Origin of the sequence: Neorhizobium descurainiae, from assembly GCF_051400715.1 — a bacterium.
Lineage (GTDB): Bacteria > Pseudomonadota > Alphaproteobacteria > Rhizobiales > Rhizobiaceae > Neorhizobium.
In genome coordinates, this window is sequence record NZ_JBLFFK010000009.1 from 116,581 (window position 1) to 135,357 (window position 18,777).

Sequence of the window (18,777 nt, forward strand, 5' to 3'; positions counted from 1 at the left end):
ATAGCTATCAGCCTATTCGTGGAGGCGAAGGGCGCTGAAATCCTTGAAAGCAATCGCCGCGAAGCAAGGAGAATCCGGGAATGCCAGTCTTGCCCAATCTGAACATCGTACCGTTCATCAGCGTCGAGAACATGATGGATCTGGTGCTGAACATTGGCGTCGAGACTTTCCTCAAGGAACTCTCGGCCTATATCGAGGCCGATTTCCGCCGCTGGGAAACTTTCGACAAGGTGCCGCGCATTGCATCCCATTCGCACGAAGGCGTCATCGAGCTGATGCCCACCAGCGACGGCACGCTCTACGGCTTCAAATACGTCAACGGCCATCCCAAGAACACCCGCAGCGGCCGCCAGACGGTCACGGCCTTCGGCGTTCTGTCGGACGTCGACAGCGGCTATCCGCTGCTGATTTCGGAAATGACCATCCTGACGGCGCTGCGCACGGCGGCAACCTCCGCGGTGGCGGCCAAATACCTTGCTCCGGAAAATGCCGACTGTATGGCAATCATCGGCAACGGCGCGCAGAGCGAGTTCCAGGCGATCGCCTTCAAGGCGCTGGTTGGCGTCAGAAAGCTCCGCCTCTACGACATCGATCCGCACGCCACCGAACGCTGCGCCCACAATCTTCAGGGCCTCGGCTTCGACATTCGCGCCTGTGCCTCGTCGGAAGAGGCGGTCGAAGGTGCTGAAATCATCACCACGGTCACGGCGGACAAGCAGAATGCCACTATCCTGACCGACAACATGATCGGCTCAGGCGTGCATATCAATGCGGTCGGCGGCGACTGCCCCGGTAAGACGGAGCTGCACCGGGACATCCTCCTGCGTTCCGACATCTTCGTTGAATATCCGCAGCAGACTCGCATCGAAGGTGAGATCCAGCAGATGCCCGCGGACCATCCCGTCACGGAACTCTGGCAGGTCATCGCCGGTGCCGCAGTGGGAAGGCACGATGCAGGTCAAGTGACGCTGTTCGACAGCGTGGGCTTTGCAATCGAGGATTTTTCAGCGCTACGCTATGTCCGCGACCAGCTTGCCGGCACCGGCCTCTACGAGAATCTCGATCTGCTCGCCGATCCCGACGAACCGAGAGATCTCTTCGGAATGCTGCTGCGCCGGCAGGCTCTCAAGGGGCAATTGGTTTCGCGCTGAGCGGCCAGGGCTGATCAATATCGTTTGCAGGCAGCGCCGACTGACTTCGATTGCAGGAGATGGTGCGCGCCGCCGTTTCCCCTCGTCGTTCATCCGGAACGAGGCAGAGAGGTTAAGCGGAAAGCGTTGGCATCACCGAACCGTTCGTCACGGGCGGTTGCAAACGTCGTGGCTAAGCAGCCGTGCGATGATCGACCCTCGAAAGCAGGCAGCGGCCTATCGTCCGAAGAAAGCGAACAAGCGAGCAAGGATGCCATTGGACTCGCGGGCCGCCATCAAGCGCACATGATGAGCGATCGTTCCGGAGCTCACGCGTCCTCCAAAATGGCAAAAGCAAACCAATCGATGCAACTGCCAGTCGGTCAGTTCAAAAAATCGTTTAGCTTCACCATAGGTATCGTTCTCCAGGCCCGCTTCACGCAAGACCGGATCCGCGAAGGCAACGGAGATCGCTGTTCCGTCATCACGCATGGCAGCCCGCATGTCCGCCGGCTGGTATTCGGTTTCACGAAGCGTGTTGAGAGATCGATCAGGGTCACGCTCCAGAACCTCGGCCCACCGCTCAAGCCGTTCATTGCGCGACATTTCGGAGCAAGGATAGGTGCGGTTGATCTTGGCGATGGCCTTCAACTGATCGACTGCATGCTGTTCCATTACGGCCTCCTATTTAAAAAAATAGACGCCCGTCCCACTGCTAGCGTGGCTCAGACAGCTTCAAATGTCCAATCACGATCAGCGTTAACGTTATCGGCCATCGCCCCTCAACCACAAAATTGATGAGATTTATTACCGCAGGCGGCTGGCCGTTCCCCACGCAGGAGGCTGGAGATATCTTCGACTCAAATCGGATACCGACGAGACAGGCGGCCCTGCGCGGTTCCAGGCCAAGAGCCTTACAATCCGTACCCGTTACAGCGGGCTCTTACGCGACCCGGGAAGCGCGGTACAAAGCTTGGCGCGGATGCGCTACATGCTCTTTCACCACCCCTCCGGCGCCATCGACTTCCTGCAGTAGAACATCGTAGCCCCAGAGATCGGCCAGATGCTGCAGGACGAGCTTGGTCTCGCCCTCCTCAAGGAACCAGTCATTGGGCGCGCGATGTTGCAGCAGCAGGCGGCGGTCGCCAGCGAGATCGACGTCGACGATATCTATTCCGGGATCCGTCCAGCCAATATCATATTCGCGCGCGAGCTGACGGCGGACGTACTTGTAACCACGCTCGTCGTGGATCGCCGAAACCAAAATCCCTTCGTCTATCTCAGGATCGTCATGAAGCTGGAAGAGACGCCATTGGCGAATAAGGTGCGGGCTCAAAAATTGGCTGATGAAGCTCTCATCCCGATAATCGGCCCAGATCCCGCGAAGAACCTGCATAGGATCTCCCCTGCCGGCGATATCGGGAAACCAGTCGCGATCCTCATCCGTCGGGGCCGTGACGATGCGCTCGATATCCCGCATCATCGCAAACCCAAGGGCATAGGGATTGAAGCCGGAAAAGCGGCGATCGTCGTAGGCGGGCTGAAAAACCACATTGGTATGCGACTTCAGGAATTCGAAATAGTGTCCATCGCTGAGTTGTCCGCGTTCATGCAGCCTTTCCATGATCTTGTAGTGAACGTAGGTCGCCGTGCCTTCGTTCATCACCTTGGTCTGGCGCTGCGGATGGAAATATTGTGCGACGTGCCGAACGATGCGAAGGATTTCCCGCTGCCACGGCTGCAGGCGGGGAGCCGACTTCTCCAGGAAATAAAGAATGTTGTCCTGTGGCAAGCCGAGCGCTGCACGCCGTTTTTCGATATCGATGTCGGCCGCATTGCGTTTGGGACCGGTCGGCACAGTTCGCCACAGATCGTTGAAGACCTGCTCTTCGTGGACCCGCCGCTCCTGCTGGCGCCGCTCCTCCTGCCGTAGGTCAACCTTCGTCTTGCCGGCATAACGATGCACGCCGTGCGACATCAGCGCATGGGCCGCATCAAGGGTCCGTTCCACCGCAGTTTCACCATAGCGCTCCTCGCAACGAGCGATGTAGCCCTTGGCGAAATCCAGATAGTCGAGGATGCCTTCGGCATCCGTCCACAGCTTGAACAGATAATTGTTCTTGAAGAAATGGTTGTGGCCGAAGGCGGCATGCGCGATGACCAATGTCTGCATCGTCGCGGTGTTTTCCTCCATCAGATAGGAGATACAGGGCGATGAGTTGATGACGATCTCATAGGCGAGATCGCGTATTCCGCGGCGGTAGAAGGCCTCATGATGGGCAAAATGCTTGCCGAAGGACCAGTGACGGTAAAAGAGCGGCATGCCCGTCGACGAATAGGCGTCCAGCATCTGCTCCGCCGTGATCACCTCGATCTGGTTGGGATAGACATCCAGCCCGAGTTCACCAAGCGCGATCTCCTCGCAGGCGTCATGGATGCGCTGAAGCGTCGCGAAATCCCACTCAGCGCCGTCGAAGAGCAATCGCTCTTTCTGCCTTCCTATCTTGGTCATGGCGTCGCCTTCGAATGCGCCTGCCGCTTCTGGAAGAGGTCGTGAAAAACCGGGAATATTTCGTTCTTCCGGCAGACCTTGCGCATCGCCAGGGGGAGCAACTCGGAGCGAATGCTCTCATACAGGCTCCAGAGAGGAGAGTTGGACATCGAGGAATCGCTCTCCTCCTCTCCAACCTCGATATAGGCGAAATACTGGCAGAGCGGCAAAATCTCGTGTTGCAGCAGATGACCTGTCGCGCCTTCGTCCCTGTAGGAATTGTCACCGTCGGAGGCTTGCGCCGCATAGATATTCCATTCCGTCGGGTCGAAACGTGCGTCAACGATGGACCGCATGGCCGCAAGCGCGCTTGAGACCAGGGTGCCCCCCGTCGTCTGACCATAGAAGAAGGTCTCCTCATCGACCTCTTCGGCCTTTTCGGTATGCCGAATGAAGACGATCTCGACCTTCTCGTAACGCTGAGACAAGAAAAGATACAACAGAAGGTAGAAGCGCTTTGCCAGATCCTTCATATGCTCCGACATCGATCCGGACACGTCCATCAGGCAGAACATGACGGCCTTCACGACGGGCTTCGGCTCGTTCTCGAAGCGGCGGTAACGCACATCCACGGGATCGACATACGGAATGCGCCTGATCTTGTCCGTCAGAGACTTGAGCTTCGCCTCCAGCAACAGGCGCTTCTCCTCGCTGTCACACTCTTCGATCTCCCGCTGCAATGCCTCTATATCCGCGGGCTTGGGGCGCCGCAACGCAATGCGCCGCATCATCGCCAGCCGTGTCGTGCGATCGATGGAGATATTCGAAGGCGAGCCGGAGATCGAAAAGCCGGCCCGTGCCGGGTTCATTTCCTCGGTTTCGCTGAGCCGCCGCTTGGCAAAATCCGGCAGTTCGAGATCGTCGAGAAAAACCGCAAGGAACTCCTCGCGGGTCAGCACGAAACGAAAGCCATCCTCACCGTCACCCTCGCCGGCTTCTTTCGGCCTGCCGCCGCCGCGCCCGGGAGGACGCGGGATGATATCGCCTTCGACGAAAGCGCGATTGCCGGGCAGAACCTGATCCTGAATGCCACCTTCCCCTCTGTGAAAACTCGGTTCGGCCATACCGTCGATCGGCAGGGTGACCTCACCGCCGTCAAGCACATCGCGGATGTTACGGCTTTGCAGGGATCGTCTGACCGCTTGCTGCACGGCGTCCTTTGCGCGCCGAAGAAACCGCTGCCGATTTTCCAAACTTTTACCGCGCGGATTCAGCCGCCGGTCGATGATGTGCATGTTGGCTCCTGCGTGAGCACGAGGTTTATCCTAACCTGCTTGCTTTACCCGCATGTACCATTCCACGAGCCGCCGAACCTGTCTCTCGGTATAGCCGCGGGCGGTCATGCGTGATACAAACTCGCTATGCTTCTTTTCGGTTTCACCATCTTTTTTCGAACCGAAGGAAATTACCGGCAAGAGATCCTCCACCTGCGAGAACATCCTCTTCTCGATGACCTCCCTGATCTTCTCGTAGCTCGTCCATGAAGGATTCTTGCCGCCGTTGCTGGCCTTCGATCTCAGGCAGAATTTGACGATCTCGTTGCGGAAATCCTTCGGATTGGCGATCCCGGCGGGCTTTTCGATCTTGGTCAGTTCCTGGTTGAGCAGTTCCCGATCGAGAAGCTGGCCGGTATCCGGATCCTTGAAGTCGACATCCTCGATCCAGGCGTCGGCATAATCCACATAGCGATCGAAGAGATTCTGCCCGTAATCGGCATAGGATTCCAGATAGGCCTTCTGAATCTCGTTGCCGATGAACTCGGCATAACGCGGGGCGAGATCGGCCTTGATGAACTCCATGTATCGCTTCTCGGTCTCTTCGGAAAACTGCTCCCGGCGGATCGCTTGCTCCAGAACATACATCAGATGGACCGGATCGGCGCCGAGATCTGTAGTGTCGTGGTTGAAGGTCGAAGCAAGGACCTTAAAGGCAAAACGTGTCGATATTCCGTCCATGCCTTCGTCGACACCGGCGGCATCCCGATATTCCTGAACGCTCCGGGCCCGCGGATCGGTTTCCTTGAGGTTTTCTCCGTCATAGGCACGCATCTTGGAGAAGAATGTCGAGTTCTCGTGCTTGCGGAGGCGGGAAAGCACGGAAAAGCGGGCCAGCATTTCAAGCGTCGCCGGAGCACAGGGAGCATCCGCCAGCTCCGAGCCTTCGATCAACTTCTCATAAATCTTCTGTTCTTCCATCACCCGCAGGCAATAGGGCACCTTGATGACGCAGATGCGGTCGATGAAGGCTTCGTTATTCTTGTTCGCCTTGAAGCTCTGCCATTCGGCTTCGTTCGAATGGGCGAGAATGACCCCCGAGAACGGAATGGCGCCGATATTCTCGGTGCCTATGTAGTTGCCTTCCTGGGTGGCCGTCAGCAGCGGATGCAGCATCTTGATCGGCGCCTTGAACATTTCGACGAATTCGAGCAGGCCCTGATTGGCGCGATTGAGCCCGCCGGAATAGCTGTAGGCATCCGGATCGTTCTGCGAGTAGTTTTCGAGCTTACGGATATCGACCTTGCCGACCAGCGAGGAAACGTCCTGGTTGTTCTCGTCGCCCGGCTCCGTCTTGGAGATCGCCACCTGCCGCAACCGGGAAGGCTGCATCCTCACCACGCGGAAGCGGCTTATGTCTCCTCCGAATTCATCGAGCCGCTTCAAGCACCAGGGACTCATGAGCCCGCTCAGGCGGCGCGTCGGAATGCCGTACTGCTCAAGCAGCAGCGGTCCCATGGCGACCGGATCGAAGAGATTGAGCGGACTTTCGAAAACGGGGCTGATCTCGTCGCCCGCCTTCAGGACATAGATGGGATTGACCTCCATCAATTGTTTGAGCCGTTCGGCAAGGGAGGATTTGCCGCCACCGACCGGCCCGAGCAGGTAGAGGATCTGCTTACGCTCCTCCAGTCCCTGGGCCGCATGCCGGAAGAAGGAAACGATACGCTCGATCGTCTCCTCCATGCCGTAGAAGCCGGAAAAGGCCGGATAGACCCGGATCGTCCGGTTCATGAAGATCCGGCCGAGCCGCGCGTCCTTGGCGGTGTCCAGCATCTGCGGATCGCCGATCGCCGCCAGCAGCCGCTCCGCCGCGTTGGCATAGGCCATCGGGTCCTTCTTGCACAACGCTAGATAGTCGGCGATCGACATATCGGTCTCTCGCCGCGCTTCGTAGCTTCGCGTAAAGGCATCAAACAGGGATTCACTCAGCATGGGGCCTCCAGTCAAGGTTGTGCCACTGCCCGATTGCCGCAGAGATCAGAAACGCTGCGGCAATTCATTGAGAATCAACATTTTCGTAAGTAATACGACACCCGCAGCGCTTTCATGGCAATGCACAAAAATGTGCATTCACAGGTCCTTTTTACTTAGTCTCTTCCCAAAGAAGCGTATGCATGGCTTCCGGTCCGTGGACATAAGGTTTGAACGCAGTATGGGGGAAATTGTTCAGTCGCAAAAGCGAAACTGATAAGGCAGCCAGCCTTGGTCGCGATGGCGCATGAGAAATGTACGATTTCCTGCGGAACGCAGCGGATTTTGCGCTGCTGCGGCTACCTCGATGGTGGACAGGGCGACGCTGTCGAGGTCAAGCGGCCGGAGGAGGTCGCTCGTCCGCGACTTTCTCCGGCGGCTATCGTTAGATGGGACGTGAGCATGCGAGCGGCGGTCGCCGGCCGACTATGCAGCCCGCATCGCCGCATCCAGGGGAATCTCGACGTCGATCTCCAAGATGGAGACATGCTCGTCGCGATCCATCTTTACCTGGACCTTGTCATTGTCGAGTTGAACATGCTTCGCGATCACGGCCAGAATTTCCTCACGAAGCACGGATACCAGATCCGACCCCGAAGACGCACGTTCGTGGGCGAGAAGCACCTGCAGGCGTTCGCGCGCCATCGGCGCAGAACGCTGCTTTCGGAAAAGCTGGAAAATGCTCATGCGGCCCTCCTTCCGAAGATCTTGCCGAAGAGGCCCCGCTTTTCGCCGGGGATGGTGATCGGCAGCACCTCGCCGGCCAGCCGGCGGGCGGCGTCGAAATAAGCCATCGCCGGTGCGCTGCGAGCATCCGCCAGGGTGACCGGAGCACCTATATTGGAGGCGCGCAGGACGTCCATGCTTTCCGGGATGATGCCGATAAGCGGGATCGACAGGATCTCCAGGACGTCTTCGACCTTGAGCATGTCGCCCCGTTCCGCGCGATTGGGATCGTAGCGGGTCAGGAGCAGATGCTTTTCCATGCGCTCGCCGCGTTCCGCCTTGAGCGTCTTTGAGTCGAGCAGGCCGATGATACGGTCCGAGTCCCGTACCGAAGAGACCTCCGGATTGGTCACCACGACCGCCATGTCCGCGTGGCGCATGGCGAGCGTCGCTCCGCGTTCGATGCCGGCGGGGCTATCGCAAACGACCCAGTCGAAGACACGCTTCAGTTCGGTCATGACCCGCTCGACGCCCTCCGGGGTCAGGGCATCCTTGTCGCGGGTCTGCGATGCCGGCAGCAGGAAGAGGGTCTCGAGCCGCTTGTCGCGGATGAGCGCCTGCGTGAGCTTGGCTTCGCCCTGAATGACGTTGACCAGGTCGTAGACAACCCTTCGTTCCGCGCCCATCACGAGGTCGAGGTTCCGCAAGCCGACGTCAAAGTCGACGACGACCACTTTCTCGCCTCTCTGGGCCAAAGCGGCGCCCAGCGCGGCGCTGGAGGTCGTCTTGCCGACCCCACCCTTGCCTGAAGTGACTACGATGACTTTCCCCATCTTTCTCTCCTGTTTCCTGCCCGGTCTCCGGCTCAGATAAGTGTCTCTGCCATGATGGCCTCGCCTTCGAGCCAGAGCTGGACAGATCGTCCGCGAAGGCCAGGGGCCATGTCTTCCGCCATCTTGTAGATGCCGTCGATCGCAAGCAGCTCGGCTTCCAGCTTTCGGCAGAAGATGCGCGCAGCGGCGTTTCCGACGGAGCCTGCCATGGCGCGCCCGCGCAGCGTCCCGTATATGTGGATCGACCCTCCGGCGATGATCTCGGCACCCGACGCGACGGAGCCGATGACGGTGACATCGCCTTCCGGAAAGATTACCGATTGCCCTGAACGCACGGGCTCCCGGATGATGATGGACTGAAGGGCCGGGCGGCTCTCCATTGCCGGCCTGGTCTCGGTGTTGCGCAATTCGACGATCGGCTCCTTGGCAACGGCTTCATCGGAAGCCGGCCGGCCACCCTTGAGCGCAGGCGGCATGCCCTGCCCGAGGATCGACGGGCGCGCGCCCTCGATACCCATGATGGTCACGCTGCGCTTGGCAAGTTCTCCGATGAGGTCCTTTAACTGCGCCCGGTCGATCGGCAAGTCCGTCACGTCGAGCACGACTGGTCTTCCCAGGAAGAACCCGGCCGACCGTGCGGCCAGATCGTCGAGACGAGTCAACCATTCGTCGAAAGGAAGGTCCGGAGAAAGCACAACCGCCAGGAAAGAGCGGCCCTTGATACGGATCGAGCGAGCGTCTGTTAGCACTTTGGTCATCTACGTAAATAATTCGTTGCCCATGTCTATCGCCGTCATGGTTAACAAGTCGTTAACATCCGGTCTTCGCCGAGCACCGACATCCGGGAACCCGCGGCGAGCCCGGTTCCCGGCCAATCGGTGGGTTTGACGGAAAAAGAACCGGCAGCGGCGTATTTGAAACAGCGTTGTCTTGAGACCCTGCAAGACTTGGCTTGGGAGCGGTGGACCTGTCTCCTCTGAAAAAGACCGAACAAAAGAGGGAACTGAGAAATGAAAAAACTTCTCGCGTCGACCTGCCTGACTTTGGGCGTCCTCGTGCTGGGAGCACAGGCGAATGCCGCGGATTGCGGCGAGGTGACGATTGCAAGCATGAACTGGCAAAGCGCAGAAGTGCTCGCGAGCCTCGACAAGTTCATCCTGAACGAAGGCTATGGCTGCAATGCCGAAATCATCGTGGGCGACACCGTCCCCACGATCACCTCGATGGTCGAAAAGGGCGAGCCGGATATCGCACCGGAGGGCTGGGTCGACCTTCTCCCGGAAGTGGTGAACCGGGGCATTGCGGAGGGCAAGCTGGTCGGAGCGGCAGTTGCGCTCTCCGACGGAGCGGTTCAGGGCTGGTGGATCCCGAAGTACATCGCCGACGCTCATCCGGACATCAAGACCATACAGGATGCCCTGAAGCATCCCGAACTCTTCCCGGACCCTGAGGACTCAAGCAAGGGAGCCGTCCATAACGGCCCGCAGGGCTGGGGCGGCACAGTCGCAACGACGCAGTTCTACAAGGCTTATGGTGCCGAGAAGGCCGGCTTCACGCTCGTCGATACGGGATCGGCCGCAGGCCTCGATGGCTCGATTGCAAAAGCCTATGAACGCAAGGAAGGCTGGGTCGGCTATTACTGGGCACCGACGGCTCTCCTCGGGAAGTATCAGATGGTGAAGCTCGGCCATGGCGTTCCCGTCGATGCGGCTGAATGGAAACGGTGCAATACCGTTGCGGAATGCCCCGATCCGAAGCCCAATGACTGGCCGAAGGACAAGGTGCAGACGCTCGTTACGAAATCGTTCGCCGATCGGGCCGGAGCGGACGTCATGGCCTATCTCAACACGCGTTCCTGGAGCAACGACACGGTGAACGCCTTGATGGCCTGGATGACCGACAACCAGTCGAGCGGTGATGACGGCGCCAAGCAATTCCTCAAGGAGCATGAGGATATTTGGACGAAATGGGTGACACCGGAAGCAGCCGAGAAGATCAAGGCCGCCCTTTAACAACCTGACCCTATCGCACGCCGGCGCGTGCGATGGGTCACCGCGCAGAGATGGAGCCGCGGATGGAATGGTTAGCCAAATTTCCTCATATGGATGACGAAACGCTGCGCATCCTGAAAAAGGGCATCGATGACGGTTTCCGCGCGTTTACGCGCACTTATGGCGACGCGATAGAGTCCTTTTTCGACCCGCTTCAGTTCTTCCTCATCCATGCCGAACGGATCATGGTCAGAACGCCATGGCCGCTCATCATCATTGCCGTGGCCCTCATAGCCTGGTTCGCCAGCCGGAACTGGAAGATCGTCGTCGGCTGCGTCGCGACGCTTCTGGCCATCGGCTATTTCGACATGTGGGAAGACACGATGAAGACCATGTCGATGATCTTCGTCTGCACCGTGCTTTCGATCGTGGTCGGAATTCCCATAGGCATAGCCATGTCACGCTCCGAAAGGCTGCAGAACATGGTGAACCCCGTTCTCGACGTGATGCAGACGATGCCGAGCTTCGTCTATCTCATCCCGGTGGTGATGCTGCTGGGCATAGGCAAGGTCCCAGGCCTCATCGCCGTCGTCATCTATGCGATCCCGCCGATGATTCGATTGACCAATCTCGGTATCCGGTTGGTGGACAAGGAAGTGCTGGAGGCCGCTGATGCATTCGGCTCTTCGGCGTGGCAGAAATTACGCGATGTGCAGATGCCTTTGGCACTGCCGACCATCATGGCGGGGATCAATCAGACGATCATGATGGCCTTGGCCATGGTGGTGATCGCCTCGATGATCGGAGTCCAGGGGCTTGGGCAGCCGGTGCTCAAGGCCATCGCCAACCAGTATTTCACGCTCGGCATCTTCAACGGCCTGGCGATCGTCGGCATTGCGATCGTCTTCGACCGCATCAGCCAGGCTTATGGCCGACGCCTTCAACGACATACCGAAACGCTCCATTGATGAAGTCGCCATCGGGCCGCGCAGTCACATGTGCGGATCCGGCGCGCGCCTGAAAAGCAACCCCATAATAAAAGTCGCCATCGCTCGATTGCGGAGAAACAATCCTGTCTCCGCGGCCGACTTCGCTTGGCTGAAGGAACAGTCGAAAAGCGAAGGTCCGGCAAAAACCGCCCCGATGCAACCGCATCTCAGACTAGCCTCTCCACCCGCCGTCCTCCCGGCTTTTTAGGGCCGAAGATCTTTCATCGAATTGACATACGTTATAAGACGTCATATCTCATCCAGCCAGATGAGGACCGTTCTGCTGCCGGTGAGGACCTGGGCAGCCATTGGGAGGAAATGCTGATGAAGCCGTTCTTGACAACACTCTTTGCGTCCATTTTGGCCAGCTCTACGCTGCTCGTCCAGCCTGCAAGCGCCGAAACACCGCCAAACATGCTGGTGGTCGGCTTCTCGATGAACAACATCCTGACGCTCGACCCGGCGGCAATTACCGGCAAGGAAACCGTACAGGTTCTTGCGAACATATATGACAACCTTGTGGCGCTGAATGCCGTCAATCGCTCACAGGTCGATCCGCAACTCGCTGAAAGCTGGACCATCAGCGACGACAGCGCGGCGATCACTTTCAAACTGCGCAGCGATGCGACTTTCGCATCCGGCAATCCCGTCACGTCGGAGGACGTGATCTGGTCCTTCAAACGCTTGATGAAGCTCAATCTCGCGCAGGCGTCGTTCCTGAAAACGCACGGCTTCACCGCCGCCAATGCCGATGCAAGCTTCACCGCTCCCGACCCGCACACCGTCGTCGTCAGATTGCCGAAGAAGGTCGATCCGCAGATCATCATCCAGACGCTCGGTATCGTCGGCCCGGGCTCGGTGCTCGACAGCAAGGCCGTCATGGAGCACGACAAGAACGGTGACCTCGGAGCCGCATGGCTTACCAATAACTCGGCCGGCTCCGGCCCCTTCACGCTGGCGCAATGGCAGTCGAACGAGCGCGTAACGCTGGAGCGGAACGAGAAATACTGGGGCGAGAAGCCGGCGATGCGCCGCATCATGATGCGTCATCTGGCCGAATCCCAGAGCCAGCGCCTGATGCTCGAGAAGGGCGATATCGATCTCGCCTATTCGCTGTCGGCCGCCGATCTCAAGGCGCTGGAAAACAACAAGGATGTCACCGTCCAGACCAATGGCGGCAGCGGTTTCTACTATCTCGCCGTTTCGATGAAGGACGAGAAATTCCAGAACCCCAAGGTTCGCGAGGCGCTGCGCTACCTCATCGATTATCAGGGCCTCAATGAAAGTGTCCTTCCCTATTTCGGCAAGCTGCGCGACCGGCCGATCGCAACCGGCGTTCTGGGCGCGCTCCCCAACGCGGGGTACAAGCTCGACGTGGCGAAGGCCAAGGCTCTTTTGGCCGAAGCCGGTTACCCTGACGGCTTTTCGACGACGCTGAGAGCGATCTCCGACGTCCCCTTCATGAACGCCGCGACGGCGATCCAGGCGACGCTCGCCCAGGGCGGCATCAAGGCCGAGATCATCACCGGCTCGGGTGACCAGATCTACGGAGCCATGCGCGAACGCAAGTACGAGCTCCTCGTGGGCCGTGGGGGTGGCGGACAGCTGCCGCATCCGGATTCCAATCTTCGCGCCATCGTCTACAATCCCGACAATTCCGATCAGGCGAAGCTGACGAATTTCCAGGGTTGGCGGACATCCTTCTATGACGAGAAGATCAACAAGATGATCGACGCCGCCCTGGTCGAAACCAACAGGGAAAAACAGACCGAGGACTACGAGGATATCCAAGTCTACTACGCGGACATGGTGCCGGCCATCCAACCGTTCTCCGAGGTCGTCGACAGCGTCGCCTATCGCGCCGACATCAATGGTCTGCAACTCAATCCGTCCTGGTCGACACAGCTCCGTACGGTGACGAAGGACCGATAACGATCGGCCGCCGCGCGTGCCGTGCTGCAGCCCGGCACGCATACGATACCGAGGAACCCCCATGAATAACGAGCGTCTTACCGCATTCACAAGGCAGGCAGGCACCATATTGGCAACGCTTGTCGGCCTTTTGATCCTGACCTTCTGCATCGGACGGCTTATGCCGGTCGATCCGGTGCGGGCCATCGTCGGCGAGGAGGCCGATCAGGCCACCTATGATATGGTCGCGGAGCGGATAGGCGCCAATCTTCCTCTCTACCAGCAGTTCTTCCGGTATATGAACGACCTGTTGCACGGCGATTTCGGGACCTCGATCCGCACGGGACAGCCGGTCATCAACGACATCCTGCATGTCATGCCCGCGACGATCGAGCTTGCCACTTTCGCCATCATCGTCGGCGCCGGCCTTGGCATTCCTCTCGGCATCCTCGCCGCCGTCCGCCGCAACAGGCCGATCGACCACGTCATCCGCTTCCTGACCCTGATCGGACATTCGATGCCGATCTTCTGGACCGGCATGATCGGCCTCATCGTCTTCTATGCCGTCCTCGATCTGGTCGGCGGCGGCGGTCGCATCTCCGATTATTATATCGGTCTCGTGCCGGATACGACCGGCTTCCTGCTGATCGACTCCATCCTTGCCGGCGACTGGGAGGTCTTTTGGGATGCGGTCAACCATCTGCTGCTGCCAGCCAGCATCCTCGGTTATTCGTCGATGGCCTATATCACCCGCATGACGCGCAGCTTCATGCTGGATCAGCTGAACCAGGAATACATCACCACCGCTCGTGTGAAGGGCCTCTCCAAGGGGCGTACGATCTGGCATCACGCCTTCGCCAATATCCGCGTGCAGCTCGTGACGATCGTAGCACTTGCTTACGGAAGCCTGCTCGAAGGCGCCGTCCTCATCGAGACGGTGTTTTCCTGGCCCGGCTTCGGTCAATACATCACCAACAACATGCTGATCGGCGATATGAATGCGGTGATGACCTGCGTGCTTCTCGTCGGCATCATCTTCATCGCGCTCAACCTTCTCTCCGACGCGCTTTACAAGATCTTCGATCCGAGGACGCGGTGACATGACAGCAAATTCTCTCGATATGCAGGACACCGCCATGCACGGTTCTCGCTCCGGTCAAAACTCGATGCTCCGCCGGCTGCTCGCGGTCATCCGTGAACTGCTCGGCAATCCGTCTTCCGGTTTCGGCCTCGTCGTCATCACCATCCTTCTATTGACGGCGATCGTGGCACCGCTCATCGCTCCCTACGATCCGAACATCGTCGATCTCGGCAACACGCTGCAGCCGCCAAGTGGGGCGCACTGGTTCGGGACCGACGAACTCGGCCGTGATATCCTGAGCCGCATCATTTACGGTACCCGCATCAGTCTGACGATCATCACCATCGTCTCCGTCATCGTAGGGCCGATCGGCCTGATCGTTGGGACGACGGCCGGTTATTTCGGCGGCTGGTACGACACGATCATGATGCGCATCACGGATATATTCCTGTCGTTTCCGAGCCTTATCCTGTCGCTGGCCTTCGTGGCGGCGCTCGGCGCCGGCCTTGAAAACGCGATCATCGCTATCGGGCTCACCGCCTGGCCGCCGATTGCCCGTCTGGCGCGCGCCGAAACCCTTACGTTCCGGGGCGCCGACTACATATCGGCCTCGCGCATGCAGGGCGCCTCGCCGCTTCGCATCATTGTGAAATCCATCATGCCGATGTGCCTTCCCTCGGTTCTGGTCCGCGTCACGCTCAGCATGGCGACCGTCATCCTGACGGCGGCAGGCCTCGGCTTCCTTGGGCTCGGCGCTCAACCGCCGCTTCCCGAATGGGGCGCGATGATCGCCACCGGCCGGCGTTACATGCTGGATAATTGGTGGCTCGTCGCCTTCCCCGGCGGGGCCATCCTCCTCGTCAGCCTTGCGTTCAACCTGCTCGGCGATGGCCTGCGCGACGCGCTCGACCCGAAACAGCGTTAGGATCTGCCCCCATGAACACTCAGGAAGCTCTTCTCCGGGTCGAAAATCTCAAGGTCAGCTATCGCAGCGGCAAGACCTACAATACGGTCGTCAAAGGCGTCTCGTTCGATCTTGGCCGCGAACGGCTCGGCATCGTCGGCGAATCCGGCTCCGGCAAATCGACCATCGGCCGCGCGCTTTTAAAACTCCTGCCGACCGCCAGGATCGAAGCGACGCGGATGGATTTCGGCGGCACGGATCTTCTTGCCGCCAGCGAAAGGCAGATGCTCGCGATCCGCGGACGACGCATCTCGATGATCCTTCAGGACCCGAAATTCTCGCTCAATCCCGTCCACCGGGTCGGCGACCAGATCGCCGAGGCCTACCGCGTCCATACCAGGGCGTCCGGCCATGCGGCCAGGCAGAAGACGCTCGAAATGCTGGAGGCCGTGAAGATCCGCGATCCGGAACGGGTCTTTGGCCTTTATCCGCACGAAGTATCCGGCGGGATGGGCCAGCGCATCATGATCGCGATGATGCTGATCCCGGAACCGCAGATCATCATTGCCGACGAACCGACTTCGGCGCTCGACGTCACCGTGCGCATGCAGGTGCTGAACATCCTGAACGAGCTCGTGACCAACAAGGGCATCGGCCTCATCATGATCAGCCACGACCTCAATCTCGTGCGCAATTTCTGCGATCGCGTGCTGGTCATGCGCTCGGGCGAAGTCGTCGAGGAACGGGCAGCCCGCGACATGAAGAACTGTACTCATCCCTATACAAAGGGTCTTCTCGCCGCCCAGCCGCATATCGGCGGCAGCCGCAAGCCGCTTCCGGTCCTGAACCGTGACATCAAAGAGGTGCGCGCATGAATGCCATCGACGTCCGCAATCTGTCGATCGATCTCGGCTACGGCGCCGCTAAGAAACGCATTCTCGGCGATGTCTGCTTTTCGGTGGAGGCCGGTGAATCCTTCGGGCTGGTCGGTGAATCGGGTTCCGGCAAATCCACCGTCCTGCGCTGTATCGCCCGCCTTTTGAACCTGTGGGAAGGCAATATCGCGCTCGAGGGGCGTTCGGTCACGGACATGCCCTTCGCCGAATATTGCCGGATGGTGCAGATGGTCTTTCAGGATCCCTACGGTTCGCTCCATCCCCGCCAGTCGATCCGCACCGCGCTGCAGGAGCCGCTGCGGATCCACCGCATGGATCGGCAGCTGGAGCGCATGGAGCGGGCGCTGGTCGACGTGGGTCTCAATCCCGCTTTCCTGTCGCGCTATCCGCATGAGCTTTCGGGCGGCCAGCGGCAACGCGTCGCCATCGCACGTGCGCTTATCCTCGAACCTCGTATCCTTCTCCTCGACGAGCCGACCTCGGCGCTCGATGTCTCCGTGCAGGCGGAAGTGCTCAATCTGCTTGCCGACCTCCGCGCCAAGCGCAATCTCACCTACCTCTTCGTCTCGCATGATCTCGCCGTGATCGACCATATGTGCGAACGGCTTGCCGTCATGCAGCACGGTCGCCTGGTGGAGGTGATGAGCCGTGACGTGCTGGCGACCGGCGAGGCCAAGGATCCCTATGCCCGGGAACTGATCCAGGCTAGCCTGGAATACGATCACGCCGTCTGAAAATCCCGACAGCGACAGCAGGGAGGTGCCTTATGACAGCGGAAGCCGGAAAATCCGTTTTGCCGTCCTCTACCTGGAGCCGCCGGGAAACTCTGAGCGCGCAGGTGGTGCGCATGATCGCCGAGCGTATCAAGCTGGGTGAATATCCGCGCGGATCGAAACTCCCCACCGAAAAGGCTCTGATCGATGAATTGGGTGTCAGCAGGACGGTCGTTCGCGAGGCGATAGCCAATCTCAGGGCAAGCGGCCTCGTCTCCATCCACCACGGGATCGGCGTTTTCGTTCGGCAGGACGCCGGCGTACCTCCCTTCCGGCTGAGCGACGAAAGCCTGATGGTGGTCGAAAACCTGGTCAAGGGCCTTGAGTTGCGCATCGGCATCGAATCCGAGGCGGCGGCGCTCGCCGCCGAGAGGCGAACCCAGGCCGACATCGAGGCTATGAGCGCCGCCTGCGCGGCGATGGATACCGCAATCCGTCATGCGAGCAGAAGCACGCAAGCCGATTTCGAGTTTCATTGTGCCGTTGCGACCGCGAGCCAGAACGAGCACTTCTACCGGATATTCAACTATATTGGCGAAACCCTGATGCCTCGCATGCGGCTTCAACCCGATACGGTCAGCGACGCGACCTTCTCCGCAAATCTCGCACGCGTCAATGAGGAGCATCGCGCCGTCTTCCGTGCAATAGAAATCCGTGATGCCGAAGGCGCGCGTGCAGCCATGCGCAACCACCTGGGCAACAGCCGCGATCGAATGCTCGACAGATTGCGGCGTCACCAATGATCGATAGCGAAAACATGGCCGGCCTGGCCGTGAGGTTGCGTGACAATCTCTCCTTCGCCTGGAATTTTGACCCCGCGGCCGAGAGCTTTCCGGACTGGAAGGAACGCACGCGAAAAAAGGTGCGGGAGGCTCTCGGTGTCGAGCGGATCGCACCCGCCGGCGCGTCGGTCATTGGCGAATGGACGCAGGATGCTTGTGTCGGGCAGGAACTCGAACTCCGCTTCTCGAACGGCGAGACGACAGGGGCTTATCTCTTGCGTCCGGCCACGGATGCTCCGACACCTGCCGCCCTTCTGCTGCACGACCACGGCTCGCTCTTTTCGATCGGCAAGGAGAAGATGATCCGCCGCCCGGGAGAAGAGGCCGAGATCGCCGCCGACGTCGAACAATGGACCGCCAGGCTCTATGGCGGGCGCCATGTGGGCAACGAGCTTGCCCGGCGCGGCTACACTGTCCTCTGCGCCGATGCGCTCGGCTGGGGCAGCCGCAGGGGCAACGGTTATGAGGCGCAGCAGGCCTTGGCCGCAAACCTCATGCAGTTCGGCGTTTCCCTCGCCTCTGTCATCCTGCTCGAAGATCTTGAGGCAATGGCCTGGCTTCGTCAGCTCCCCGGCATCGATGCCGGCCGGGTGGCAAGTTTTGGCTATTCGATGGGCGGATCGCGAGCCTGGCAGACGGCCGCCCTCTCGGACGACGTGAAAGCCTGTGTTGCAGGCGGCTGGATGGGAACACTCGCGGGCCTCATGCAGCCGGGCAACAACCAGCTTCGCGGTCAATCCGCTTTCTGCATGTTGCACCCGCCGATTGCCGGAAAGCTGGATTATCCGCATTTTGCCGGGCTGGCTGCGCCTAAACCTGCCTTGATCTTCAGCGGCAGGCAGGACCGGCATTTTCCCGAGCTCGTCGCCACGGAAGCCTACCATCAACTTCAGGATATCTGGAGTGCAGCGGGTGCTTTCGACCGAATTGAAACGCAGCTCTGGCCGGATGCTCACCGCTTCCCGATCGACCAACAGGATTACGCAATCGAGTGGCTCGATCGCGTAATCTGATTTCGATCG

General features: G+C 59.6%; 17 protein-coding genes. 10 read left to right on the plus strand and 7 right to left on the minus strand.

What is annotated here, in order from left to right:
- The first annotated feature begins 80 nt into the window (after positions 1-80).
- Positions 81-1,151, plus strand: a complete 1,071-nt coding sequence (gene ocd / locus ACMGE0_RS17285) for an ornithine cyclodeaminase (protein WP_436817109.1) — start codon at positions 81-83, stop codon at positions 1,149-1,151.
- A gap of 216 nt (positions 1,152-1,367) precedes the next feature.
- Here ocd and ACMGE0_RS17290 read toward each other — a convergent pair whose 3' ends face one another.
- The 7 genes from ACMGE0_RS17290 to minC form a co-directional block, all read right to left on the minus strand.
- Positions 1,368-1,805 carry a hypothetical protein gene (locus tag ACMGE0_RS17290; protein WP_436817110.1) on the minus strand — a complete coding sequence of 146 codons (438 nt, stop codon included), beginning with the start codon at positions 1,803-1,805 and terminating at the stop codon, positions 1,368-1,370.
- A 268-nt stretch (positions 1,806-2,073) separates the two neighbouring features.
- Positions 2,074-3,642 carry a SpoVR family protein gene (locus tag ACMGE0_RS17295; protein ID WP_436817111.1) on the minus strand — a complete coding sequence of 523 codons (1,569 nt, stop codon included), beginning with the start codon at positions 3,640-3,642 and terminating at the stop codon, positions 2,074-2,076.
- A complete protein-coding gene (locus tag ACMGE0_RS17300) occupies positions 3,639-4,916 on the minus strand; it encodes a YeaH/YhbH family protein (RefSeq protein ID WP_436817112.1) in 1,278 nt (425 codons plus the stop codon). Before ACMGE0_RS17300 ends, ACMGE0_RS17295 begins: the two co-directional genes overlap by 4 nt.
- Positions 4,917-4,946: 30 nt before the next feature.
- Positions 4,947-6,890, minus strand: coding sequence for a PrkA family serine protein kinase (locus ACMGE0_RS17305; protein ID WP_436817113.1), 1,944 nt, complete (start codon positions 6,888-6,890; stop codon positions 4,947-4,949).
- 465 nt (positions 6,891-7,355) lie between these two features.
- The gene (minE, locus tag ACMGE0_RS17310; protein WP_436817114.1) at positions 7,356-7,616 is read right to left on the minus strand and encodes a cell division topological specificity factor MinE; all 261 of its coding nucleotides are present in this window, start codon (positions 7,614-7,616) and stop codon (positions 7,356-7,358) included.
- A complete protein-coding gene (minD, locus tag ACMGE0_RS17315; protein ID WP_436817115.1) occupies positions 7,613-8,428 on the minus strand; it encodes a septum site-determining protein MinD in 816 nt (271 codons plus the stop codon). Before minD ends, minE begins: the two co-directional genes overlap by 4 nt.
- Before the next feature lie 32 nt (positions 8,429-8,460).
- On the minus strand, positions 8,461-9,186 hold the full coding sequence (gene minC / locus ACMGE0_RS17320; RefSeq protein ID WP_436817116.1) for a septum site-determining protein MinC: 726 nt from the start codon (positions 9,184-9,186) through the stop codon (positions 8,461-8,463).
- Positions 9,187-9,438: 252 nt separating this feature from the next.
- Between minC and ACMGE0_RS17325 the strand changes: the two genes are divergently transcribed.
- From ACMGE0_RS17325 to ACMGE0_RS17365, 9 genes are all read left to right on the plus strand, one after another.
- A complete protein-coding gene (locus ACMGE0_RS17325; RefSeq protein WP_436817117.1) occupies positions 9,439-10,440 on the plus strand; it encodes an ABC transporter substrate-binding protein in 1,002 nt (333 codons plus the stop codon).
- 62 nt (positions 10,441-10,502) lie between these two features.
- The gene (locus ACMGE0_RS17330) at positions 10,503-11,387 is read left to right on the plus strand and encodes an ABC transporter permease (protein WP_436817118.1); all 885 of its coding nucleotides are present in this window, start codon (positions 10,503-10,505) and stop codon (positions 11,385-11,387) included.
- A 345-nt stretch (positions 11,388-11,732) separates the two neighbouring features.
- Complete coding sequence (locus tag ACMGE0_RS17335; protein ID WP_436817119.1) at positions 11,733-13,340, plus strand: ABC transporter substrate-binding protein; 1,608 nt, start codon at positions 11,733-11,735, stop codon at positions 13,338-13,340.
- 61 nt (positions 13,341-13,401) lie between these two features.
- A complete protein-coding gene (locus ACMGE0_RS17340) occupies positions 13,402-14,418 on the plus strand; it encodes an ABC transporter permease (protein ID WP_436817120.1) in 1,017 nt (338 codons plus the stop codon).
- A 67-nt stretch (positions 14,419-14,485) separates the two neighbouring features.
- A complete protein-coding gene (locus tag ACMGE0_RS17345) occupies positions 14,486-15,325 on the plus strand; it encodes an ABC transporter permease (RefSeq protein ID WP_436817210.1) in 840 nt (279 codons plus the stop codon).
- An 11-nt stretch (positions 15,326-15,336) separates the two neighbouring features.
- Positions 15,337-16,179 carry an ABC transporter ATP-binding protein gene (locus ACMGE0_RS17350; protein WP_436817121.1) on the plus strand — a complete coding sequence of 281 codons (843 nt, stop codon included), beginning with the start codon at positions 15,337-15,339 and terminating at the stop codon, positions 16,177-16,179.
- The gene (locus ACMGE0_RS17355) at positions 16,176-16,934 is read left to right on the plus strand and encodes an ABC transporter ATP-binding protein (RefSeq protein WP_436817122.1); all 759 of its coding nucleotides are present in this window, start codon (positions 16,176-16,178) and stop codon (positions 16,932-16,934) included. Before ACMGE0_RS17350 ends, ACMGE0_RS17355 begins: the two co-directional genes overlap by 4 nt.
- 32 nt (positions 16,935-16,966) lie before the next feature.
- Positions 16,967-17,716, plus strand: coding sequence for a FadR/GntR family transcriptional regulator (locus tag ACMGE0_RS17360; RefSeq protein WP_436817123.1), 750 nt, complete (start codon positions 16,967-16,969; stop codon positions 17,714-17,716).
- Complete coding sequence (locus tag ACMGE0_RS17365; protein WP_436817124.1) at positions 17,713-18,768, plus strand: dienelactone hydrolase family protein; 1,056 nt, start codon at positions 17,713-17,715, stop codon at positions 18,766-18,768. The genes ACMGE0_RS17360 and ACMGE0_RS17365 overlap by 4 nt, the downstream gene beginning before the upstream one ends.
- Positions 18,769-18,777: the final 9 nt, after the last annotated feature.